General features: G+C 35.0%; 27 protein-coding genes and 1 pseudogene. 9 read left to right on the top strand and 19 right to left on the bottom strand.

The window, feature by feature from the left end; translation table 11 throughout:
- Positions 1–123: 123 nt before the first annotated feature.
- The 8 genes from MN204_RS13665 to MN204_RS13630 all read right to left on the bottom strand — a co-directional run bounded on the left by MN204_RS13665 (position 124) and on the right by MN204_RS13630 (position 9,949).
- Positions 124–1,119 (bottom strand): TRAP transporter substrate-binding protein, encoded by a 996-nt coding sequence (locus tag MN204_RS13665; RefSeq protein WP_249871637.1) that lies wholly within the window; start codon positions 1,117–1,119, stop codon positions 124–126.
- A 71-nt stretch (positions 1,120–1,190) separates the two neighbouring features.
- Positions 1,191–2,234: an Ldh family oxidoreductase gene (locus tag MN204_RS13660; protein ID WP_249871636.1), complete on the bottom strand. Its 1,044-nt coding sequence runs from the start codon at positions 2,232–2,234 to the stop codon at positions 1,191–1,193.
- A gap of 103 nt (positions 2,235–2,337) precedes the next feature.
- On the bottom strand, positions 2,338–4,032 hold the full coding sequence (locus tag MN204_RS13655) for a thiamine pyrophosphate-binding protein (RefSeq protein ID WP_249871635.1): 1,695 nt from the start codon (positions 4,030–4,032) through the stop codon (positions 2,338–2,340).
- A gap of 228 nt (positions 4,033–4,260) precedes the next feature.
- Positions 4,261–5,682 (bottom strand): NAD-dependent succinate-semialdehyde dehydrogenase, encoded by a 1,422-nt coding sequence (locus tag MN204_RS13650; protein ID WP_249871634.1) that lies wholly within the window; start codon positions 5,680–5,682, stop codon positions 4,261–4,263.
- A gap of 69 nt (positions 5,683–5,751) precedes the next feature.
- Entirely contained in the window at positions 5,752–6,045 is a 294-nt protein-coding gene (locus MN204_RS13645; RefSeq protein WP_249871633.1) for a Dabb family protein, read from the bottom strand.
- 827 nt (positions 6,046–6,872) lie between these two features.
- Complete coding sequence (locus MN204_RS13640) at positions 6,873–7,199, bottom strand: hypothetical protein (RefSeq protein ID WP_249871632.1); 327 nt, start codon at positions 7,197–7,199, stop codon at positions 6,873–6,875.
- Positions 7,200–7,635: 436 nt separating this feature from the next.
- Positions 7,636–8,373 (bottom strand): 5-formyltetrahydrofolate cyclo-ligase, encoded by a 738-nt coding sequence (locus MN204_RS13635; RefSeq protein ID WP_249871631.1) that lies wholly within the window; start codon positions 8,371–8,373, stop codon positions 7,636–7,638.
- A gap of 148 nt (positions 8,374–8,521) precedes the next feature.
- Complete coding sequence (locus MN204_RS13630) at positions 8,522–9,949, bottom strand: sodium:solute symporter family transporter (RefSeq protein WP_249871630.1); 1,428 nt, start codon at positions 9,947–9,949, stop codon at positions 8,522–8,524.
- Between the two features lie 495 nt (positions 9,950–10,444).
- Between MN204_RS13630 and MN204_RS21340 the strand changes: the two genes are divergently transcribed.
- On the top strand, positions 10,445–10,579 hold the full coding sequence (locus MN204_RS21340) for a hypothetical protein (RefSeq protein WP_306798713.1): 135 nt from the start codon (positions 10,445–10,447) through the stop codon (positions 10,577–10,579).
- Between the two features lie 491 nt (positions 10,580–11,070).
- Here the strand turns inward: MN204_RS21340 and MN204_RS13625 are convergent, their stop codons facing one another.
- The 7 genes from MN204_RS13625 to MN204_RS13605 all read right to left on the bottom strand — a co-directional run bounded on the left by MN204_RS13625 (position 11,071) and on the right by MN204_RS13605 (position 15,227).
- Complete coding sequence (locus MN204_RS13625) at positions 11,071–11,565, bottom strand: fasciclin domain-containing protein (protein ID WP_249871629.1); 495 nt, start codon at positions 11,563–11,565, stop codon at positions 11,071–11,073.
- A gap of 849 nt (positions 11,566–12,414) precedes the next feature.
- Positions 12,415–13,011, bottom strand: a complete 597-nt coding sequence (locus MN204_RS13620; RefSeq protein ID WP_249871628.1) for a nitroreductase family protein — start codon at positions 13,009–13,011, stop codon at positions 12,415–12,417.
- A gap of 202 nt (positions 13,012–13,213) precedes the next feature.
- Positions 13,214–13,336: a hypothetical protein gene (locus MN204_RS21335; RefSeq protein WP_306798712.1), complete on the bottom strand. Its 123-nt coding sequence runs from the start codon at positions 13,334–13,336 to the stop codon at positions 13,214–13,216.
- Complete coding sequence (locus tag MN204_RS13615; protein ID WP_249871627.1) at positions 13,323–13,649, bottom strand: terminase small subunit; 327 nt, start codon at positions 13,647–13,649, stop codon at positions 13,323–13,325. The genes MN204_RS21335 and MN204_RS13615 overlap by 14 nt, the downstream gene beginning before the upstream one ends.
- A 64-nt stretch (positions 13,650–13,713) precedes the next feature.
- The gene (locus tag MN204_RS13610) at positions 13,714–14,361 is read right to left on the bottom strand and encodes a hypothetical protein (RefSeq protein ID WP_249871626.1); all 648 of its coding nucleotides are present in this window, start codon (positions 14,359–14,361) and stop codon (positions 13,714–13,716) included.
- A gap of 51 nt (positions 14,362–14,412) precedes the next feature.
- A complete protein-coding gene (locus MN204_RS21330) occupies positions 14,413–14,544 on the bottom strand; it encodes a hypothetical protein (RefSeq protein WP_306798711.1) in 132 nt (43 codons plus the stop codon).
- Positions 14,545–14,639: 95 nt separating this feature from the next.
- A complete protein-coding gene (locus MN204_RS13605) occupies positions 14,640–15,227 on the bottom strand; it encodes a DUF4145 domain-containing protein (protein WP_249871625.1) in 588 nt (195 codons plus the stop codon).
- Between the two features lie 118 nt (positions 15,228–15,345).
- Between MN204_RS13605 and MN204_RS13600 the strand changes: the two genes are divergently transcribed.
- Positions 15,346–15,501, top strand: coding sequence for a KTSC domain-containing protein (locus tag MN204_RS13600; RefSeq protein WP_306798710.1), 156 nt, complete (start codon positions 15,346–15,348; stop codon positions 15,499–15,501).
- Between the two features lie 55 nt (positions 15,502–15,556).
- Here MN204_RS13600 and MN204_RS13595 read toward each other — a convergent pair whose 3' ends face one another.
- Positions 15,557–15,784 (bottom strand): helix-turn-helix transcriptional regulator, encoded by a 228-nt coding sequence (locus tag MN204_RS13595; RefSeq protein WP_249871624.1) that lies wholly within the window; start codon positions 15,782–15,784, stop codon positions 15,557–15,559.
- Positions 15,785–15,967: 183 nt separating this feature from the next.
- On the opposite strand from MN204_RS13595, the pseudogene MN204_RS13590 reads away from it, so the two are divergent.
- The 7 genes and pseudogenes from MN204_RS13590 to MN204_RS21315 form a co-directional block, all read left to right on the top strand.
- Positions 15,968–16,135 (top strand): annotated as a pseudogene (locus tag MN204_RS13590) (helix-turn-helix domain-containing protein); the annotation flags it as partial.
- A gap of 93 nt (positions 16,136–16,228) precedes the next feature.
- Complete coding sequence (locus tag MN204_RS13585) at positions 16,229–16,834, top strand: hypothetical protein (protein ID WP_249871794.1); 606 nt, start codon at positions 16,229–16,231, stop codon at positions 16,832–16,834.
- Positions 16,835–17,000: 166 nt separating this feature from the next.
- On the top strand, positions 17,001–17,339 hold the full coding sequence (locus MN204_RS13580; RefSeq protein ID WP_249871791.1) for a YjgN family protein: 339 nt from the start codon (positions 17,001–17,003) through the stop codon (positions 17,337–17,339).
- Between the two features lie 77 nt (positions 17,340–17,416).
- Positions 17,417–17,830 carry an ImmA/IrrE family metallo-endopeptidase gene (locus MN204_RS13575; protein WP_249871623.1) on the top strand — a complete coding sequence of 138 codons (414 nt, stop codon included), beginning with the start codon at positions 17,417–17,419 and terminating at the stop codon, positions 17,828–17,830.
- 14 nt (positions 17,831–17,844) lie between these two features.
- On the top strand, positions 17,845–18,363 hold the full coding sequence (locus tag MN204_RS21325; protein WP_368858669.1) for a phage integrase central domain-containing protein: 519 nt from the start codon (positions 17,845–17,847) through the stop codon (positions 18,361–18,363).
- Positions 18,351–18,596: a tyrosine-type recombinase/integrase gene (locus MN204_RS21320; protein ID WP_368858668.1), complete on the top strand. Its 246-nt coding sequence runs from the start codon at positions 18,351–18,353 to the stop codon at positions 18,594–18,596. The genes MN204_RS21325 and MN204_RS21320 overlap by 13 nt, the downstream gene beginning before the upstream one ends.
- A gap of 104 nt (positions 18,597–18,700) precedes the next feature.
- Positions 18,701–19,048, top strand: coding sequence for a tyrosine-type recombinase/integrase (locus MN204_RS21315; protein WP_306798708.1), 348 nt, complete (start codon positions 18,701–18,703; stop codon positions 19,046–19,048).
- 1,872 nt (positions 19,049–20,920) lie between these two features.
- Here the strand turns inward: MN204_RS21315 and MN204_RS13565 are convergent.
- The 3 genes from MN204_RS13565 to MN204_RS13555 form a co-directional block, all read right to left on the bottom strand.
- Positions 20,921–21,280: a response regulator gene (locus MN204_RS13565; RefSeq protein ID WP_368858673.1), complete on the bottom strand. Its 360-nt coding sequence runs from the start codon at positions 21,278–21,280 to the stop codon at positions 20,921–20,923.
- Between the two features lie 25 nt (positions 21,281–21,305).
- Positions 21,306–21,530, bottom strand: coding sequence for a hypothetical protein (locus tag MN204_RS13560; protein ID WP_249871621.1), 225 nt, complete (start codon positions 21,528–21,530; stop codon positions 21,306–21,308).
- 90 nt (positions 21,531–21,620) lie between these two features.
- On the bottom strand, positions 21,621–21,842 hold the full coding sequence (locus MN204_RS13555; RefSeq protein WP_249871620.1) for a hypothetical protein: 222 nt from the start codon (positions 21,840–21,842) through the stop codon (positions 21,621–21,623).
- Positions 21,843–21,928 lie beyond the last annotated feature (86 nt).

Below are 21,928 nucleotides of genomic sequence, written 5' to 3'. Positions count from 1 at the left end.
AACCAGACAAACTATTCTTATTTATATCTTCTTAAACTAATAATAGTTCTTAGACTATGAATCTTTTTTTAAAATGACATTTCTAAATAGTAAAACCACAATCCGCCTTTAAGGATTAAATTTTTACTGAACTTCCTGTATCATTTCAATCCATCCATTATCACCAAATTCTTCTCTATAATAATCATAGACAGGTTGTACAGCATTTAAAAATGCATCATAGTCTACTTCGTTTATTTCAATTACTGATTCAAAACTTTCTAATATTTTTTCTTCATTTTCAGCAGTTACATTTCGTTGGTGTGATGTTGCTCCATCCATGGCCGTTTGAATCCAATCTTGTTCTTCTTCTGTGAAACTGTTTAAATTATCCGTATTAAAAAGTACATTCATTCCAGTAAAAATATGGCCAGAAAGCGAGAGATAATCTTGTACTTCTTCAAAACTACCAGATTCGATTGTTATAAGTGGATTATCCATTCCATCAACAGTTCCCTGTTGTAAACCAGTAAATAACTCTGGTAATGGCATCGAAATTGCATTTCCTCCTAATACTTCAAACATTTTTAGCCTTATTGGAGAACTAGCACTTCTAAACTTGATTCCCTCCATGTCTTCAGGAGTTGTAATAGGCCTTACATTATTTGTAAAGTGTCGAAATCCAACGCCCCAATTTCCAAGGTTAGTTACTCCTGCTTGATCAAATACTTCAGATTGAATAGCACCACCAAATTCTCCATCCCATGCGTCATACCAATTACTAACTTCTTGATATATGAATGGTAATTCGTCTACCATCGCCTGCGGATGTTCACCCGTGTAGAAAACTACATTTGAAATATGAGCATCGAGATTTCCCATTAATAATTGTTGATGCATTTCTTCATTGTCACCAAGACTACCATTGTTGTGGATTTCTACTGTAATCTCTCCATCACTAAGTTCTTCTAGTTTTTCTTTAAATTTTACTGCCCCTGCATGGAGCGAATGGCTCTCATTATACTCATGTCCAAATGTTATGACTTTCCCTTGCTTACCTGCCTCAGTTTGATTACTATTGGAACATGCACTTAAGCTAAATATAATAATTAACAATAATAATATAAAATATTTTTTCATTGTATCTCCTCCTGGAATATTATTAATAGCTATTAATTTGAATTTCATAGGACATTTCAGTTGTATTAATACTAAAATTTAAATTCAACTTCTAATGATTCAGCCAATTTCCGAAGTTCTTCGAAAACGTTTTCATCTATAGGAACTCCTTTTATTTCGTTTTCTTTCTCGCGTTTAAACTCAAGTTCGCCAGGCAAAAATGTTTCTTCTACGCCAGGTGCTTTTTTTGAATCTTTTACAAAAGAAGAAAGCATATTCATCCGCTGTTCATAATCTTCTTTCTCCATAAAAAATGAAGTGTCTAGTGCAAGCATAAAATATGAGATAGATTGTTTTTCCTCTAAACCATACATTGTTGGTATCGTTTTAGAAAAATCTCCTCCAGAAATAACACCTGTAAGAACTTCTGTTAACAGAGCTAAACCAAAACCTTTTGGACCGCCTACTGGTGATAGAAAACCTCCATTTACTACCTCGCTTGGATTGTTAGTTGTTTGCCCATTTTCGTCAACACCCCAACCATTTGGAATAGTATCACCTTTCTTTTCTGCTACTAATATTTTCCCTAACGCAACGTTACTTAGTGCCATATCAAGCACTAATGGATTCCTCTTATTATGATTTGGTGCAGCAATAGACACCGGATTATTCCCAATTACCTTTTCTGCTCCCCCGACAGCTGGCATTAAAGCTTCGGCATTACTAATAGCTAAACCAATCATATTTTCTTTTGTTGCCAAATGGGAATAATACCCTGCAATTCCAAAATGATTACCATTTTTTACAATTGTTAAGCCTAATCCATATTCTTTAGCTTTTTTAATTGAATTTAACATTGCAGACTTAGCTACTACTTGACCCGCACCATAGTCTCCATCCATTAAAGTGAGGGAGGTACTCTCTTTAACGGATTTAATAACTGCATTGACATTAATAAATCCCTTTTTTATCCGCTCAATATAAATTGGTAAACGTATGAATCCGTGACTGTGAATTCCGCGATAATCGGCAACCAACATTGTTTCTGTAATTATCTTTGCGTCTACTTCTTTCATTCCAACCTTTTTAAAGCAATCGATTGAAAACTCACTAATTTTTTCTTCAGCTATATTCATGTATTATTCACTCCAAATAATCTTATTTTCACACTATGATTTGATTTATTTTATTTATAATTTACGATTACATATTCGCTAGACTCAACACTAAATGAACTATTTATTCAAACTTCTTCGGTCGATAATCAGGAACTGCGCCAGGTGCTCCTGCATATTGTTTAGCGGCAGGACCTACTGCTTCCATATCAACCACAATTAATGATGGTTTTTCCATTGACACTGCTTCTGAAAGCTCTGTTGTAAATTCATCCACAGAACCTACTCGTTTCGATACAAACCCCATGCTCTCTCCAAGTTTTACAAAATCTGGACTTACTAGATCCACGGCAACCTGCTTTCCATAAGTAGCATCTTGGATACCACGTAAAACGCCGTACCCTGCATCATCAAACAAAATAACAGTTATTGCTAGGTTTTCCTGTGCAGCTGTTGCCATTTCACCTAAGTTCACAAGAAATCCACCATCACCTGCTATTAATACAACAGGGCGATCCTTACGTCCTACTTGAGCTCCGATTGCTATAGGCAATCCCTGCCCAATTCCTCCTCCGGCAATATAGATAGACGTTCTTGGCAATAATGTTTCTACCACACGACTTCCCCACAGATTTGCCGGAACCGTAACATCACGTACCAAAATAGCCTCGTCAGGTAGAATTTCTCGAATTCCACTTGCAAAGTATTTATAAGGTCCGAGCGTATCAATTAACTCCGCACGTACATTTTCGCGAAGCTGTTTAATTTCTTCACCATACTCCTCGTCTGGTGTATAACCTTTGATGTCAGTGTTATTTATTAATCTACTTAAAATAGATTTAGCATCAGCAACTATTCCGTGAGTAACTGGATAATTCAGATTAAATGCATGGATATTCGTATTTATACTAATATGTTCTTCCGGAACAAAGGAATCCCACAGTGCTGTTTCTGTACTACGGAATTGCGTACCAACACTTATCAATAAATCCGAATTTCGAATGAAGTCACGAACCATTTTATTAGAAGAAAAATACCCTACACATAGTGGATGGTTTTCAGGAATAGAACCTTTACCGGATTGACTCGTAATTACCATTGCTCCAAGCATTTCAGCTAGTGTTATTAATTCATCGGATGCTTCGGATTTAATTACACCACCACCAGCCCAGATTACCGGTCTGCGTGCTGCTACTATTTTAGTAATAAGATGTTCGGATAAATGAATTTCTTCTTCATTTTTATTAGAAGCGGAGGTTTTATTCATCTCTAAGATTTCACTGTTTGGGATAATTGCTGATTGAAAGTCAATAGGGATTTCTAGCGTCACCGGTCCGGTTGGGGCATCAAAAGCTTTATCAACAGCTTTTCTTATCACCGAGATAGCTTGCTCCGGTTTACGCAGACGGTATGCTTTCTTACTTGCACCTTCCATCATAGAAAGTTGATCCTTTGCTTCATGAATATAATGCCTGCCTAAATTGATATAAGGGCTTTCAATTTCACCTGTTAAATGTAGAAGCGGAGTGCCTCCACTCCAGGCTTCTACTAACGATCCCGCAGCATTCCCTGCCCCAGTTCCGGTACTCGTTATTACAACCCCAAGTTTGCCGGTAGTTCTAGCATATCCATCTGCCATATTTACCGCTCCACTTTCTCCACGGGCCGTTATCAATTGAATACTGCCATCTCGTAAGATAGCTTGGTAGATTGGCAGATTATGAATGCTAACAATCCCAAAAGCCACTTCTACACCATTTCTAACAAGTTCTTTTACTATCGCATCTGCTACTGTGAATTCTTCAATCTGTATTCCCATTGTTGAAACCTCCCTCTAAATAGTCAATCTGTATTCCATGTTATTTTGATCAAGCTCGTATTTAATATTTTAAGTAATAATTAAACATCAACGGAAAGCGTTTACAAAATATTGATTTTTTCAAAAAAGTAATTTAATGTTTCTCGTTAGATATGTTAATAAAAAACTGTCTTACTGTTTTAATTATGAATTACAATATTCAGTTCATATTGACCCCTTTTTATATCGTCAATTACTTATAGCTGTGGAAATCATTTTCATTTCCAAGTAGTCTTCTAATCCATAACGGCCACCTTCACGTCCTTGTCCGCTCTCTTTAACGCCTCCAAATGGAATTTGAGTAGCAAATGGAGCAGGATCATTAATTCCCACCATCCCATACTCTAAACTTTCGGAGACACGATAACTTCTACTTAAATCATTTGTATAAAAATACGAAGCGAGACCGTATGGCGTATTATTTGCCTTCTCAATAACCTCTTCTTCGGTTGAGAATTTAATTATCGGAGCAACCGGACCAAAGGTTTCCTCATGGGTAATAACCATATCTTCCTTTACATCTCCAAGGACGGTCGGTGAATAATAAAAACCATCTCCATAGCTCTGCTCTGTTAAGCGTTTACCGCCAACAAGAACCGTTGCACCCTTTTTAATTGCATCCGTTACTTGACGTTCAACCTTAACAACAGCTCCTTCATTAATTAGTGGACCCATATCTGAATGTGCATTCATCCCATCTCCTACTACCATTGCTGAAACTTTTTCTGCCATCTTAGTAGAAAATTCTTCGTAAATAGATTCATGAACATAAATCCGATTCGCACAAACACATTGTTGCCCTGTTGAAGCAAATTTGCTCTTAATCGCTCCGTCGACAGCTAAATCAATATCAGCATCCTCAAATACAATAAACGGTGCATGACCACCTAATTCCATCGATACACGCTTCACATTATCTGCTGATTGGCGAATTAACATTTTACCGACTTCAGTAGACCCTGTGAAAGATATCTTTTTCACCTTTTCATTTTGTAAAATTTCATCAACTATTTCTGTTGAACCGATTAAAAGATTAACTACTCCTTTTGGGATACCTACTTCTTCAAATACTTTAAATAACTCTACAGAAGCTAAAGGAGCTTCTCTCGATGGACGATATACTACTGTACACCCAACCGCTAAAGCAGGTCCTAATTTCCTTGCTGCCATGGATAAGGGGAAATTCCATGGAGTTATTGCACCTACTACACCTACTGCCTGTTTAATTACAGAGATACGCTTATTTGATGTAGAAGGCGGAACGATGTCACCATATACTCTTTTAGCTTCTTCTGCATACCACTTGAAAAAACTAATGGAACTATTTACTTCATAGCGCGCACTATTGATTGTTTTACCCATCTCTTTTGTAATTGTTTGCGCTATTATTTCTTTCTTTTCCTCTAATTTTTCAGCTACTTTTTGTAAATATTCTCCACGTTGTTCACCAGTCAATGATGACCAGCTTTTAAAAGCTTTCTCGGAATAATTAATTGCTTCTTTCGTTGCTTCTTTTCCTACAACATGAACTGTATCAACGACTTCTCCAGTAGCAGGGTTGGTTATGTTCATCGTTTCATTTGTTATTATCCATTCGCCATTTATATACATACAAGATCTACTCCTCTTTTACTTTTTATGCGAAATCCAACTTCATACTTGAAGTGTTTTCGGCAAATATTAAATTGCAAAATCTACAACTAATGTATCCTTGTGACCGATTTCCTTTAAGTAGGTTTTAACTTCCTCATGATATTGGTCTATTGCAAATTCCTTTAAGGCTTCCTCATTTTCAAATAGAATGGTCATTCCAATTGAAAATCCCTGGCTTCTTTCAGAAAAATTTATCCCAGCTTCAATATTTACAAGACCTGGAACATTCCCTTTCATTTCCCTACACCTTTTAACAGCTTCATTTTTTTGCTCATCCGTTGATTGTTCGCTAAATTTTAGTAAGACAATATGTTCAATCATTAAGATTCTCCTTTATATACTTAGTAAGTTCTCTGCACGATAAAATAAGAATGACAGGTAGTAATCTAAGTTATTTCTTTATCCTTTATAGATCACCACCTAATGATGATTGATACGTTAAAACGATGAATGATGAAGGGTTATAGATTGCAAGCTCTATTCTCATTCCAAATTGCGGAATATTAATTCTATTTTAATTAATTTAAATGTTATAATAGTGAAGCGTCTAAGTCAACCTTAATTTTTAATTTTTTAAAATTTTACAGAATCTTAACTTTTATGAAGAAAGTACATTCGTTCAAAGAATTGATGTATAACCTTATCTAATAAAATATCAGTAGGTTTGTCTTACGAATTGATTTTTATTCCTATCGTTGCTTAGCTGCATAGTTCCTTTGATATAGTAACAAAAGTAACTGTGAATTTAGTCAGTACAATATGAAGGTAGTCATAAAGGTATAATAATAAAATGAATACTTAAGTGATAAATATAAACATAAAAAAACACTCCTAAATTTTAAGGAGTGCTTTTCTAATAGAAATTGTGACACAGTGATATTTCACTAAATAATAAAGAGTTTTTTATTTGAGACAAAGAAGTCACTACCAATAGTTGCATCAAATCCAGTATCTACATCTACTTCAAAATTCGTTACTGCTTGCCGAAGAATGAATATTAATTTTTAAATGTAGTATACCTTGTTTGATAGAGAGTATTTTAGAGAGGTAATCTAGTCACTGTAGTGTCAGGAGTGGACTTTTTACTCTGAAGAACGTTTATTTGTAGTAACAAAATTGAGGAATTCAGTAAACAACCTCGAAAAATCTCAGCCAAAAAACACGCTTACATTCTCTTCTTTTTGTACTGTTGCTAAACAGTTTAATAGAAAACTCCTGATTTGTTTTTGATCCCAATTTTTGGAATCTGACAGCGCAGAATCACTATTACTATATAATTGTTTATAATCACTCAAAGCTTTTTCAATTTGTTGTATTGTAAAACTAGTACTGTCGCCTGATCCACTAACTCCCGCATAGTAATCATTTGCATCAAGTAAACTGTACAGTATAGTCGCATTATAATTCCCCATGCTAAAACGTGCATAAGCAATTTCTTCTCCAGCTTTATTGTATCCTGAAATACCATGGCCCATTTATAGTCCTCCTTTCTGCTTTAATCTGTAAACCAAAAACGATATACATACCCCTCTAGGGTGAATACATATAAGTATTTTGGGTTTATTTAGGTTTGTTTTTTCGGAACCGTTTTTATTGAAAAGTGTGGTGAATAAGGGTGTAAGTAGGCTAAATCAGAGTTTAATATTAAAAAAGAAGGTAAGAGCTAGAGGTAAATCGAGGTTGTCTACATAAATAATTCCATAATCTACTAATTTTGTCAATAGTCAATGATTCTATAAAAATGGTTACATCATGCCGCCCGTAAGATGAGAGTGTGTAATATCTTTTACGATAGGTAAAAAGTGTTCAAGGTTTTAGGGAATCTAGGAATTATATGCTTTTTCCGTATAATTCCTAGATTCATTTTTATTCCCCTAACTATGCCACACGAAATCAGAGCGCGAGTCGTCCTTATTTCCCCTTCAACCGATAAACTTCCTGCAATGGAGGAATATTTTCAAACATTCCAGCTTCAAGCTTATCCCAAATGATTCCTAATGTTGGTTTAGGATGGTTATTCTCTGTTTTTAGCAGGCGAGTTGGTGTCACGATATAATCAACAACGGTATCATATTCCTCTGGGTCAATTTCTGCATCGACAATTTGGCAGTCATGACCAAGACCAAAAACAATCGATTTTGTACTAACGATTCCTATTTCCCACATCATTCCCCACTCCAAGTCAAAGTAGCCATGCCCCTTTCCAAAACGAAGTCCATTTGGTTTCATTGCAGAAGCTCCAGTGAAAAGAAGTGGAATATGTTCGAACTCATCTTTAATTTCCTTTAACGTAATTGGAGTTAGAAAAAGCTCAATCCCGTCTAATGTGGAAGCTAATTCTTCCTTACCCTCAGGTACATCCCCAGGGCGAACAATTTGGAAACCACGGTTAATTCCGTATGTTGTCATAATTAATGTCTTCTTATCTTTTAACGTGTACTCTCTTAATTTCCTCATGTTGTTATCCGGCGTAATAAATACAACCGACGCCTGTTGATAAGCCTTCTGTTCGCGAACAATTTCCGCTCCTTGGTCACTGCCTTCATAATCTGCTATAAATTCGGCAAAATCCCAATGAAAACGAGTATCTGGCTTCCCTACTTTTCTAAGTTCTGCCCAAATTTTTTCTCTTGCTTGTTCTGCGTTCATCATCATTCTCCTTTAGCTTTCTTATTATTTTTATAATCTACTAATGTAAACCAAACCTGAAATCCAAAAACCACCAATAATCCAACAAGGGAAACCCAGATTAGTCCATTAAAAAATGCTAAAGAATACATAGATTCCATTCCTTTCCTTAATCTAGATTTTTAATCGTTTCTTTTAATTGATCAAAGTTGTATCCTGTTTTTGTGAACCTCGCACCGATAAAAATAATAAGCGAGGAAATCAAGATGGCCACTATAAAACTATTTAAATATTGTCCCATTAAATAAAGTGGAACCCCTAAAATCAACCCAAATATCGTTCCTCCTGTCGCTAATTTTCCGCTGATTCGCTTATGATACAACCCAGCAATTACTGGAACTACTGCAGCTGCTGCAACTAAGTCTGCAAAAAGTAGTATTTGCAAGATAGACGGCGCCTGAAATGCTACGAGCATTGCAGCTATTGCGAAAATAATCGTGGAAATTCGTGCAACTTTTACCGCTACTTTAGAATCCATGTTTGGCTTAAGACTTTTCACAATATCTAAAGAAGCCGTAGAAGAGAAAGCAGCTAAAGCGTCAGATCCTGTTGACGTTGTTGCAAGAACAATAATTAAAACGAACAACATCGATCCCCATTCTGGTAATACCGTATGCGCAACGAGTGCCGTACCGATAGAAGTGTGTGGTAAATCCATTGCCATCGAAATAGCAATTAAACCAAAAACACCAGCAATAATTGCCATCGGGAATGTCATAATCGATGCATTGATTAGACCTCTTTTTACAACTTGAACATTTTTAGCAGAATATACACGTTGCCACAATGCCTGGTTCAACAATTCAGCTGAAGCAACTGCAATAATAATCATAATTGCAAACTCTACACCAGGTCCGTGGAAAATATTCATCAGCTCTGGTGCATTTTCGACTACCCCTTCATACACAGCACCCGTACCACCTAGATTACGGAAAGCAAAGAAAGCAACAACGAATAATAATGGCGTTAACAAGATAGCTTGAATACTATTCGTAAAAATCGCAGCACCAAGTCCACCATATGTCGTGTAAATCATCACTGGAATCCCGATAATTAATACTCCCACGTAAATTGGCATTCCACCAAGATATTGAAATGCAATTCCTGCACCAATCAAGTTCGCAACAAGTAAACAGAATAGATACACAATAATGACAAACAATACGACAATAAACATCACATTTCCATAACGAGCTTTTACATATTCGCCAATTGTATTTCCCTCTGGAAGAAGCTCTTTAATTCTACGAGAAATCGGAATAAAAATTAGGTAAGCAATTGAAAGTGCTAGCGCATATCCGATCATTGCCGTCATACCATCTAAATAAGCTGATTCAGCTGGCGAAAAAACTAAACCTGTGCCAACTGCATATGCGATGAAAGTCGCTGTCATAAAGGAAACGGTTATGTTACGACCAGCCGTGAAATAGGAATCATTATTTTTCATTTTTCTTTTACTAAATAAATATCCAAGAATAGAAATACCAAGCATAAGAATGATGCTAAATACAATCATGTATAAACCAAATGTGTTCAAAAGTGTGCCCTCCCTAGTTGTATTCGAAAAAGTGAACGACGATTATAAAAATTTATTAATCATTCGCTTTTTGCGGAAAAAATGTATATTTATTAGAACAAAAATAATAATAACAGCTAATAACCTAACAATCAACCCAAATACTATAAATGTGAATATTTAATTTTCGCCTCTAAAATTAAATATCGAGAGTCTCTTTTTTTAGAAAACTTGGTTGTCACCAAGCCTTTCGGTGACAGCCTTAGTTGCACTTATGCAGAAAGAAAAGTTTTATACTTTCCTTTCTGCCAAGCATAAAATGTTCAAAACTACTTGACGGTTACACACCACAGTCTAAATAGAAAATAAAGGACTTTTTAGGGGTGAATTTTTTATGAAGTGATAGGACGTTTTTTCGTTAGCGCAAAATAGCCCACACTTATTTTTAGATGTGGACTATTGTTATGATTTAGTTATGTTTATTTGGAACGTGACATTCTGGAATTGTTGGAGACAATGTTAAAAGTTGATCTAACTTGCTTTAATCTGCTAGAAAAGGAAGTCGCGAAAGAGGATTATGTGGACCAAGAGGTGATTAATGAATTGATTGTTCGAAAAATATTCGCGATTAAAACAAATCTGAATGAATAGGGTGCTCACTATTGCAAGAGTAAATTAAGAATTAACACCACATAACCTATGACACACTCATACGTCACATCTCCATGGCTGGTGTCTCACTTGAATAAATCATAGCAGACTTAGTCACACCGATGATCAAATAACAAAAGATGTTTATCTCCATGTTATGCAAGAAATGAAAATGAAAAAGAAGCCTCCCAAAAGTTCAGTGAACTCATGAGAAGCCTCCGTTGATTTACTTCAATGTTAGCGAACCACTCTCATCTAACTTTAAAACCCACTCATCTGAAGGGTTTGAACGGCTTCCGTTAGCAAGATAAGCATTTACCTAATGAAATAACTCTTATATCATTTATATAACAGAAAATTATAATCAGGAATATCGATTTGGTATAAAATACACTAACTACTTAGCCTTTTACTCAATTGAGTTAATACTAGTAGTGACCAAATCAAAACAAGACTGAATCATGCATATTCAGTCTTATCCACCAGCTTTTCTATGGTAACAATACCTTATCAATAACATGAATCACGCCATTAGAAGCTTCTATATCCGCTATAACAACATTTGCTTTATTGACCATTACAGGATCTAGTGATATTTTCACTTTTTTATCTGCAAGCGTTTTGACCTTCATTCCATCTTTTAAATCTCCAGACATCACTTTATCTGGTACCACATGATACAGTAGAATTTCCTTCAAATCATCCCTTGCTAATAGCTCTTCAGCTGTTATACCTAGTTCCTTTAGTAGCATTTCAAATGCTTCATCTGTCGGTGCAAATACAGTAAAGGGTCCCTCTCCTTTTAATGTATCAACCAAACCAGCTTTTTCTAATGCTGCAATCAATGTATTGAAGTTACCTGCTTCTTTCGCAACATCGACAATATCTTTTTCAGTTTCAGAATTCTCTCCAGCAAATACACCACTTTCAAATGACAGAACCAGCATAACAGCAAACATCATCATCGCTAACTTTTTCTTTAACATAAGTAAATTCCTCCTATATTAATTTTTATAGAGCTACACAACATGACTACTATATTCCTTTATTCTAAAATTCCACCCCCAAATACGTTCGCTCTAAAAGGTAGTATTCTAATAATCAATGTATTTATTCTAATTTCAACCAACAAATTCTATAATTTTACGTCTTTTTAAGATAATTAAATAGCTGTATCAAGTTAATCAGTACTATGCTCCTCTTGTTAAACGAACAATGTCTAAAAACCTCTAACGTAAGCAAAAAGAAAAGGCTTCTCAAAAAAATGAGAAGCCTTTTTTATATACCTGATGTTAGCATTTCGTTAGCAAATTGCACATAAACCTTTATATATCAAGGGGTTGAGCAGTCATTTTTCTGGGTTCCTGTCACTTCCCGAACTATGTCGAATTTTGCGTATGGATGGAATGGGGGTTTTGCGGACGATTTTCACCTCACTTTGTAAGGGAATTTTCCAAACGTTGCTTATTATTGCAGATGAATTGAGCGACGAGTGCGGAGTTTTGAGCCTGTGAATGCGGAAGAATGAGCCACTATCTGCGGACCAGGGAGGATTGTGCTTGCATGTCATTCCCGAATGACTCTTTGAATGGTGTTTAAATCTGCCGGTGCAAATAAGGTATATAACTGTAGTGTCATCAATATATTTTTCAGATACAATAAAGCTAGGAACGATGAATATATAATCATCAGTCTTAGCTTTATTTATAAAATTATTTTAATTTTAAAGTTAAACGACCACAGCTCATGGAATATTGGGCTATGGCCGTTTAACTTTTTTATTATTTCCCTTTGTACTTGACCGGGAGCGTGACTTCGAGTTTAAACGCTCTTAATTAAGCAAAAACTTTTACTTGAACGTCCGCATCGATATGTTCTTTTTCTCCAACTTCTTGTTCAATGGAACCAAATGGCATTTGTGCAAGCATTTCGTATGATTCTGGTAGATTGAACATTTGTTTCGTTCCTTTATCGAAACCTTGTTCATAGCCAACGTTAAAGTGTTGTAAGCTTGCGCCTAAGTCCATTTCTGTAAGAGCCAACCAAACACCGTATTGTGCGTTAGCATTGTTGTTTTGTTTGTAAGCTTCTTCACGGATTCCTTGTGCAGGCATTTCTTTAACTGCATCCTTATCTTCAAAGAATAGAACTGTACCAATCCCATTTTTTGCGCCAGTCATAATTCCTGACATCATATCCCAAATTTCACCTTCAAGAACATCTTTTTGAACATCATAAATATGATCCCAGAATTTATCGTTTGCTTCATCGAATAATACAACTACACGTGTTGTTTGACTGTTGAAAGCTGTAGGTACTTGTTTAACGACCTCGCGAATTCTTTTCTCAATTTCCTTTTTTGAATACTGGCTATCCGTTCCTAATGCGTAAATCGAACGGCGTTTTTCTACTAATTCTACAAATGTTGACATAATCAATCTCCTCTAGGTTTTTAAAATGTAGTTTTCTTTCCTTGTTGGTTCTTGTCGTTTTTTGTCTTACAAAAGTAAGTATAACAAATCGAAAAGTATAATCAATTTACTTACTTCTAGTTTCATTTAATGAACTTTCCACTATACTAGACCCCACTGTGTATCATCTAATTGCACGGATATCACTAGAAAATATGTGTTCTCAAACTACAGTCCGCTCCATCTGTGCTTCTAGTATGTTAGAAGGAATATCAATCGTTATACTATTTCCATACTTGAAGAGCGGATCATGCCGCCCATAATTGACTTGGTTATTTACTGTCAAATTGATACTCTCCTGTTTCAATCATTTCTTCTGATGCTCTGTCGAATTCTAAAACAGGCTCAGCTTGCATTGATCTATCCGATATATCCTTCAATCTTTTCAGCACCCAATAAGCATCAAGTTCTAACTTCTCGGCGCGTTTGTCTTTTAACTCTTTCACGCGCGCGGAAATGTTAGCTTTTGCTAGCAACTTTGACGCTGTCACCCTTGCAGTTCTTTCACTATATCCTGCTCTAATAGCTGCTTGAGTTGCATTTAAGTCAACAATGTATTCATGACAGAACAACTCTTGTTTTGCTGTTAATTTAGCCATTAAGTCATCACCTTACCCCCTAATTTGCTGTCTTTGAGCAAAAGAAAAAGCACCTCATTGGGTGCTATTCTCTAATCTTGTTAAATTGTTCAGTATTATAATCCTGTTTAATTTTTATTTTTAGGCTACTTATCTTTTCAATAGCTTCATCAACTTTTTTAATAGAATCCTTGCACAACTTGGTATATTTATTTTGGTCAGTTAATTTCGGAAACCCACGTTCATCTACCCCTATAAGTTTTTTATACTCAGGTATAAAATATAAGGTTAAATGCGGCTCCAAGTCTTCAATTACATTAAATGTTGTTGCATTCACTTGCGAAGATTCATCTAACAGATTGTTTATAATTGCCTCGATTTTTTCTGTATTAATATTTGTGAAATTATTATCGTTGTTCAACATAATTTCATCGGATAATTGATTTAATTTTTTATTAATACTGTGCAATATTCTTATCTTTTTCGGTGCGTTATCTAAAAAATCCTGCCTTTCTTGTTTTTGAATAGATAATTTAATACCTTCAAAGGAAGCGTTAATAGTAAATAATACACCTACTAAAGTTATTAAAGCACCAACTAATGCTCCGAGAAATGATAATAAAGCTGCTCCATCTACATTTCCAAAAGACTTGTAACCTACTATTAATAATACAATAATTAATATAGCTACATAAGTAATTAAATTTAGTAATCTCTTTTCAAAATCTTTCATATTTTCATCCCCTTTATTAATATATTACGGCAAAAAGGGATGTTATCCTACTTATTTTTCCTTATATTCCGTTATCCATTGCTCATTGTGCTCACCTAATACTACCCAGCTAACACGCCATAGAATGTATTCGTCTGTCTCAACAATAATTTCTAATGATTGCTTAATTTTTAAATCGTCCATCGCACCTCCACTTGTTCTAATTCGTCAAAAGTAACTTTATTTATTCCTGCTTTTATGCAAAAGAAAAAGCACCTCGATGGGTGCTAAAATAACTATTATTCTATTTCAGTATGCTTTTTCATTTTACCTGGCATTTCATACACAAATCTAAGTAACATTTCAGTAAAATCCAGCAACTCTATTGCATCTTCTTTAGAAATGCTAGGTATTTCATGAGTTGCTTCGTTTCCTTTCTTTCTTATATGATCCACCCATTCTCTACTATCGGGTGGGATAAAATGATTATCTTCTAAAAAATCAACGTAAAATGCAAATCTTTTCCCAGGTTCTGCACCCTTCATAACCGATACGTTCATTAGTAGTTTTCGACAAGATAAAACCGATGAAGTATAGGCGTTCACTTTAATACAATTTCTCGCCTCTTCATATAGTTCTTCTATGCCATTTGGCAAGTGTTCAACTTCGTTACCGAATATTGGCCCAGGAGTTTGTTCATCTGTGTAGCTGTTCTTATAAGTAGGTCGATTGCAAGTCGGGCAAATATAAATGTACCCCTTACCACCATTGCTCTCTGTTTCATAGTATCGGGATGGTCCAGCGATGTTTCCACAATATCCACACTTATATGATACACCTAAAGTGCCAGTACTTGTGTTACGCCACATCCCCCCAAGTTTATACATTTTACGTCCTCCTTTTATCTACATTATACGATAAAAGAGGACTATTTTCCTGCTAATAAGAGGATTCGCTTATCTTATGTTGAATAGTTATTAGAGAAAGGAGGTGGAAATTATTAATATGCAATACGTTAGTTCATCAAATTTAGTTGCTGTGGGTTATGATTCATCCTTACAAACCCTTAGAATTCAATTTCGTAGCGGAACTTATGATTACTTTAATGTTCCTGTGCGGATCTATCAAGGTTTAATGAATGCTAGTTCAAAGGGAGGGTAACATGCTTCTTATATAAAAGACGCCTGATTTGTAAGTTGAGTCATTTACATACCTCCTATATGATTTGTTTTGTATGAGAAACTTGTACATTGCTACCAAATAAAAACTCAACTTCTTTGTTTAGTATCTCCGCTATCGCGATTGCAGTAGATAATGTCGGTGTCGAGTGACCTTTTTCCCAATTGGCGACTGATTGCTTTCCTTTGAAACCTAGCATTAGAGCCAATTGAGTTTGATTTAAGTGTTTTTGCTTTCGGACTTCAATCAGTCTTTGATTTTTCATGTAATCCCTCCTTCAAGTATGAGTATCTTGTACCTAAAACCCCAATACAAGTACAAGTATGTTGAATGTCAATAGTTTTTAGTACAAAATTTTCATACTTTCGTTTTAATAATTTTATACATAGAGTACAATATACTTGTACGTAGGGGATAGGAGGAATTCTGGTGTTCTCGAAAAGATTAAAAATATGTTAGGAAACTCAGAAAACTATCGCAAGAGGAACTAGGGAAAAGAATAAATACCACAAAAAGTACTATAAGTAATTACGAAAACGAGTACAGCACTCCTTCGAATGAAGTTTTAAAAGATTTAGCAAATGTCTTACATACAACAACGGATTACTTACTTGGTAGATCAGAGAGCGTAAATAACGCTGAGGAATCAGAACTAGAAAAACTTATCAACGACCCATCAACCCAATTAATGTTTGAGAATTGGAAAAACATGTCTGATGAACAAAGAGAAGAAGCTCTAAACATGATTAAGTACATAATGTATAAAAAAAAAAGGGGGATTAAAGTGGCTCAATGTAAATATTGTAGCAAGAAAGGGTTCTTTTTAAAGGTGTCTAATGCGGGTTTATGTAATAATTGCCATGGTCCAGTAGTGATGTCGTTAGAAAGTATAGTTCGGGTGTTAAACGACTCTATAAATCTAATAAACACTTCTAAGAATTTTAATACGAAGATTGGCAGAGTTGATTTAGCTATTGAAAAGTGCGACGATTTGATTAATGAGTTTTGGTCGAGAGGAATTACTGTGTTTGAACCTAACCCTCACGACGCAAAAGCTAAATTACTGAAAGAAAAAGAAGAAATGATTGAACAAGAAATCTATGTTTTAGTGGAAAAGCATATCGAAAAAGCAAAAAGAGCGAAAACTGTTAAAACGAAAATGTCGAACGCCGACAAAGCGCTTGATGAACTTCTTAAATTTAATCAAGAATTTTCATACGAAAATAAAGACTTAGAAAACTCGATACACGCTTTTGTTCACAAAGCGCAATTTGACGACTACATAGAAAACGCAGAAAAAAATGAGTTTAAATGAAATGTTAAAAAAGCAATCGATCAATACCAGGAGGCTTTATTCTTTTTAAAAAAAGATGATATTCCAGATGAATCGCAAAAACCATTGATTGATGAGTTGGAGAAAAAAATAACCCATTTGCAGTCAAATACATTGAACAATAATTTATAAGAGGGAGTAGATAATCATTTCAGAAGTCGTAAAGATACAAGTTAGCAAAGGTAAGATATCCTATTTTGATGGTGGTTTGTTGCAATTTATAGGATGGGTAATATTAGGTACGATAGTAACTGTAATTACGCTTGGCATTTGTTATCCTTGGTCAATTACCATGATCTACGGCTGGAAAATAAATCACACTGTAATTGAAGGGAAAAGAATGCAGTTTAACGGATCAGCGGTGGGCTTGTTCGGTCATTGGATAAAGTGGTGGTTTTTCACTGTAATAACTTTAGGTATATACGGATTTTGGGTATTCATCAAATTAGAAGATTGGAAAGCTCGCAATACTACATTCGTTAACTAATCCCTTTTAGGTGTGCATTAACCTGTACACCATATTTTGTACATTAAAAGGGAACATACATTCTATATAAAAAGGTGATGACAATTAATTATACATATTTGGAAGATTACATCATTTCTTTATACAAGACAATGCGAATCAGTAAACCGCATCAGTTAGAGATAAACCATATTGCTAACCATTTACAATTGAAAGTACATTACTCGTCCGTCAGCTTTAGATTAGGTAACGTTATTGTTCTCCAAAATTCAAGCAAACAGAGAGAGTGGCAGTCGTTTGGTCATGAAGTTGGTCATTGTCTTGGCCATGTTGGAAACCAATTGAAAATGTTTTATATGTTTCGTGAGCTACAGGAATGGCAGGCGAATACATTTGCTTATCACTTTTGCGTACCAACCTACATGTTAGAAGAAATAAATAACCCAACTGTCTACGAGATTATGACTCAATTCAACGTAGAGGAAGACTTTGCTCACCGTCGTTTAGAATGAAAGGGTGAACCGAAGTGTATTGTGAGGAGATAAAAACAAAATCAGGCCAAAAACGCTGGATGTGTGTAGAAGATGGACCAAGAGATCCAGCAACTGGAAAACGGAAACAAATCAGGCGTAGAGGGAAATCAAAAGGAGAAGCCAAGAAACGTGTGGAAGCTGCTATTCGGTCATTAGAAGAAGATATGTTTGATGAAAATATGGGAAAAAAAGTTCCTTTCGAAGCTGCAGCAAAACATTGGCTGGAAATATATACTTTAACCGGCGTTAAAAGAAGTACGATCCGTATACGTGAAAAGGAAATAAAGATATTAAATCGATTTATAGCAAAAACTCCAATCGCTAAGATAACGCATGCTCAGTACCAGAAGTTAATAAGTACGATTGCTCCTAAATTTGCCAGAACGACCGTGCAAGGTGTTAATACAACAGCTGGTATGATATTCAGACAGGCTATAAAAGACAGACTCATTAAACATAATCCAAGTGAAGATGTAGTTATCCCCAAAAAAGCAGGACTGTGGAAGAAATAGAAACTGACCCAATCGAACAGAAGTATTTAGAACGGGAAGAACTGGAAGAATTTTTAAAGGCTGTTCGTGAACATGGTCTTGATCTGGACATAGAGCGATTTTATTTATTAGCATTTTCTGGGATGCGGTCAGGTGAACTGTGTGCATTGAAGTGGTCCGATATTAATTTTAATACGAATGAGTTAAGGATTACAAAAACACTATACAATGAAGATAATAATTCGGAAATATGAGTTGACTCCACCAAAAACGGAAGGATTCATCCGAACTATACCGGTAGAAGATGAAATAATGGCATTACTCAAGTCACATCGAAAGCGACAGACAAAAAATTAAAATGAAATACCGCCATGAATTAGACGAGTATCACGATGCAAATTTCATATTCTGCAGATCCAATGGCTATCCGTTTATCCAGAAAAACATTATTATGCGTATGAATCGGCTTCTGGGTTACACGAAAATAGAAAAGCATGCTACTCCACATATCTTCCGGCACTCCCATATTAGTATGATGACGGAAGCTGGAATCGATTTGGCAACCATTATGGAGAAGGTTGGACATGAGGACATGAAAACAACAATGAAGATTTATACACATGTTACCAACAAGATGAAAAAGGACGCTTCCGCCAAAGTGAGAACTTTGTACGAAAACGCCCTTTCAGACATAAATATGAAATAAATGTGACTTTCATGTGACTTTTTCACTCTTTTCGATGAGTGAAAGGCTGTCAAACTTTGATAAATCAGTGTTTTATAGGCAGATGATTACATCATGCCGCCCATATATTAACCATATAAACATGAACAAACAATCTCTGGAAACCCCATTAAATCAATGTTTTTTTGCTTTCACTAAACATGAAAAAAGCCAATAATAAACATAAACATGAACAAAACATGAACAATTATCTTTATCCTATTCTTTATGTGACTACCTTAAAATCTTGTCTATTTTTGTCTACACATTAATAGAATAACAACCGAATATACGAATAAATACTGGCTTTGTTTAATCATATTATTAAAGGGTATTCAAGGGGTATTCAAAAAAATACGCTGGCAGGCTATATACCGGGAACCTATTTGATTTATTGTCTTTTTAGATTTTCTGCTCAATTCATTATAAGAATTGGAGTATCTATTTGCTTGCGTTTCTAACCTTTTTGCTGCTTTTTAAAACGACTTCTCAAAGAAAACATTTACTGCCACAAGGATATCCTCAAATTACTAATGTGCGGTATAACATCCTAGCTTCATTCTTATCCCCCAGTAACATGCTTATGCTTCACCTGTGATGAATGGTTGAGTGACCACCACCAGACATAGGAATAGACAATCTATTATTAATGTAACTGTTATTGATTGCACTACGACTATAAAACTTGCATAACCTTTCATCATGGGCGCATTTATTACGACATTACGATAAGATTTTTAAGTTGTTCGATTCATGATCAATCACGCTATAAATACGAGCAACGTTGTTCCTTTCTCTTGGCTGCATGTACTCATAAAAATGACTTACTCTCCGAATGTTAGAATGGTAATTAAAACCCACAGAGGAATATAACCATGTATGAATGTTTATTATAATATGGATATTAGTTTAATGCTAATCGAGGGAAACAAATCATCCGTGAATGATTTTTAAAAAAAGTTTGAAAAACAATATACTGAAAAATTTAGTCTGTCCCGTTCAAATGTTGATTTTCCATACCTTATTCAACATACGCAAAATGTGTGGGGAGGCTGGTTAAATGGGTTTAACGATGGAAGTCTCAAGAGCGTTGCGCTTTACGGAGATAGAGTTAATTCGAGCGATGATTACAATAGATATGAAGCTGCAAGTAAACTGAGCTCATTAAATTGTTCAATCGCTTTTGAAAAAAACAAGTTATGATTTTATGATAACGGCTAACAAAACAGTGGTTATCATGCAAAATAGAACTCCTGAAGAAGACTTGGATTTATTATTGTTTATAAGACCTATGTTATATAAAGTTATTTAAAGCCCTCACTTCGAGGGCTTTTCTCTTATTACAACCTCCCCAGACAACTCCGCACAAATCCTGTCACATTCCTCTTTACTCGGTGTATCATCATACCCACTATAATGTCTCTTGCTTCTTGAACATTCCGATTCACCATAATCTTCATAATCTACCCAGTCCTTCCAGTCGCCGATACCTGTTAAATGATTATTAAATTTTTTAGACTTTATAAATCCCCTCCTAACCATACAATCGAATCGAATGGCTAAGAGGGGGTAGAAATTTTAAAATTAATTTAACAAGGACTTTTTGCCTAACTGTAGAATAACTAATTCAGGGAGATGATAATATGTCTGTGATTGGCCGTCTGTGCTGTGGAGTTTGCCAAAACGTTGTTAATTTTAATGAACCCGTGATTATTGGTGAATTTTATACAGTAGTACATTTAAAGTGTTTCCATCTTACGAAAGAACCTGCAATGGATCGAGGAAAATTTGGATACATAGCAAATAAGTATTTTAAGTAGCCATCCCAAAAGGATGGCTTTTATGTTTGAATCGTTAATTAGCAACGTTATCTAGTGTCTGAATTAGATTACTAAAGTTAGGCTTAATGATAAAATCCTTGGCACCTAAGGATAAACATTCCTGTATAGATGAGTATTGTGCAAGTGAAGAACACATAATAACTTTAATACCCGAAAATAAATATACAAGGTGTCTTAAAGTTTGTATTCCGTCCATATCATCCATGACGAGATCCATAATTACAATATCAGGATGAAGTTCATTGTATTTTAAAATAGCCTCTCGACCATTTGAGGCTTCTGCAATTACTGTATATCGACGTGATTCATGCAGTATATTAGTAATCCATTTACGCATAAAAGTTGAATCATCTACTAGGAGTACTTTGTAAATAGACTTACATCCCTTTCTTAATACCTCATAATAATTTATTTCTTTTAATTTTGTATTTATTATTATCTTTGGTTACAAACCCTTTATTAATTAAACTACTAATGCCTTTTCTTACCTGCCAATATCCCTTTTCATTTGTAATCATTTCTTCTACAGAAGCCGCATTTGGAAATTTACGATTTAGAAAAACAAGTATACTGATTTCAATTACATTTAAGCGATTTTCTTTTGCGATTTCCAAGAAATTCATTAATGTATCTCCTTCAACTGTATTATCACTCTGGATAATTTTAACAGATTAAAGAAAGGTAGGAAAATGTAAATATTCCTACCTTAGTTTTTATATATAATACATTTTCCCCGGTATACTAGGACCACACTCAGACTTTTCGTTCAAGGTCGGTCTGATTTCAACAACTTCTTCATCATCAAGCAAGTCAAACATATCAAGTTGCTCTACTTTTACTGATACGGAATGTGTTGAAGGCTCTCCGCTATCTTTTTCTACGCTATCAAGAATTTCACCAATCGTGTATTCAGTGCGTTGAACTTTAATTGACAAAATAAACGGGTTTATCCATAAATTCAAGTAGTTGATTATTAGAATAAACTAGAACAAAAATAACGGTATAAAAGAGATAATAAAAG

Origin of the sequence: Oceanobacillus saliphilus, assembly GCF_023522835.1 — a bacterium.
Taxonomy (GTDB): Bacteria; Bacillota; Bacilli; order Bacillales; family Amphibacillaceae; genus Oceanobacillus; species Oceanobacillus saliphilus.
The sequence above is the reverse complement of the archived record's forward strand: the minus strand, read 5'-3'. Positions and strand labels throughout refer to the sequence as shown.

Bases quoted from the DNA above. Each gene is read 5' to 3' on its own strand.
- MN204_RS21315 (WP_306798708.1), top strand. From the start codon at position 18,701: ATGAAATACCGCCATGAATTAGACGAGTATCACGATGCAAATTTCATA.
- MN204_RS21340 (WP_306798713.1), top strand. From the start codon at position 10,445: ATGTTAAAAGTTGATCTAACTTGCTTTAATCTGCTAGAAAAGGAAGTC.
- MN204_RS13650 (WP_249871634.1), bottom strand. From the start codon at position 5,682: ATGTATATAAATGGCGAATGGATAATAACAAATGAAACGATGAACATA.
- MN204_RS13585 (WP_249871794.1), top strand. From the start codon at position 16,229: ATGTCTGATGAACAAAGAGAAGAAGCTCTAAACATGATTAAGTACATA.
- MN204_RS13640 (WP_249871632.1), bottom strand. From the start codon at position 7,199: ATGGGCCATGGTATTTCAGGATACAATAAAGCTGGAGAAGAAATTGCT.
- MN204_RS13600 (WP_306798710.1), top strand. From the start codon at position 15,346: ATGCAATACGTTAGTTCATCAAATTTAGTTGCTGTGGGTTATGATTCA.
- MN204_RS13655 (WP_249871635.1), bottom strand. From the start codon at position 4,032: ATGGGAATACAGATTGAAGAATTCACAGTAGCAGATGCGATAGTAAAA.
- MN204_RS13660 (WP_249871636.1), bottom strand. From the start codon at position 2,234: ATGAATATAGCTGAAGAAAAAATTAGTGAGTTTTCAATCGATTGCTTT.
- MN204_RS21330 (WP_306798711.1), bottom strand. From the start codon at position 14,544: ATGGACGATTTAAAAATTAAGCAATCATTAGAAATTATTGTTGAGACA.
- MN204_RS13665 (WP_249871637.1), bottom strand. From the start codon at position 1,119: ATGAAAAAATATTTTATATTATTATTGTTAATTATTATATTTAGCTTA.
- MN204_RS13610 (WP_249871626.1), bottom strand. From the start codon at position 14,361: ATGAAAGATTTTGAAAAGAGATTACTAAATTTAATTACTTATGTAGCT.
- MN204_RS13615 (WP_249871627.1), bottom strand. From the start codon at position 13,649: ATGGCTAAATTAACAGCAAAACAAGAGTTGTTCTGTCATGAATACATT.
- MN204_RS13620 (WP_249871628.1), bottom strand. From the start codon at position 13,011: ATGTCAACATTTGTAGAATTAGTAGAAAAACGCCGTTCGATTTACGCA.
- MN204_RS13560 (WP_249871621.1), bottom strand. From the start codon at position 21,530: ATGAATTTCTTGGAAATCGCAAAAGAAAATCGCTTAAATGTAATTGAA.
- MN204_RS13645 (WP_249871633.1), bottom strand. From the start codon at position 6,045: ATGATTGAACATATTGTCTTACTAAAATTTAGCGAACAATCAACGGAT.
- MN204_RS13605 (WP_249871625.1), bottom strand. From the start codon at position 15,227: ATGTATAAACTTGGGGGGATGTGGCGTAACACAAGTACTGGCACTTTA.
- MN204_RS13595 (WP_249871624.1), bottom strand. From the start codon at position 15,784: ATGAAAAATCAAAGACTGATTGAAGTCCGAAAGCAAAAACACTTAAAT.
- MN204_RS13625 (WP_249871629.1), bottom strand. From the start codon at position 11,565: ATGTTAAAGAAAAAGTTAGCGATGATGATGTTTGCTGTTATGCTGGTT.
- MN204_RS13635 (WP_249871631.1), bottom strand. From the start codon at position 8,373: ATGAACGCAGAACAAGCAAGAGAAAAAATTTGGGCAGAACTTAGAAAA.
- MN204_RS13575 (WP_249871623.1), top strand. From the start codon at position 17,417: ATGACAATTAATTATACATATTTGGAAGATTACATCATTTCTTTATAC.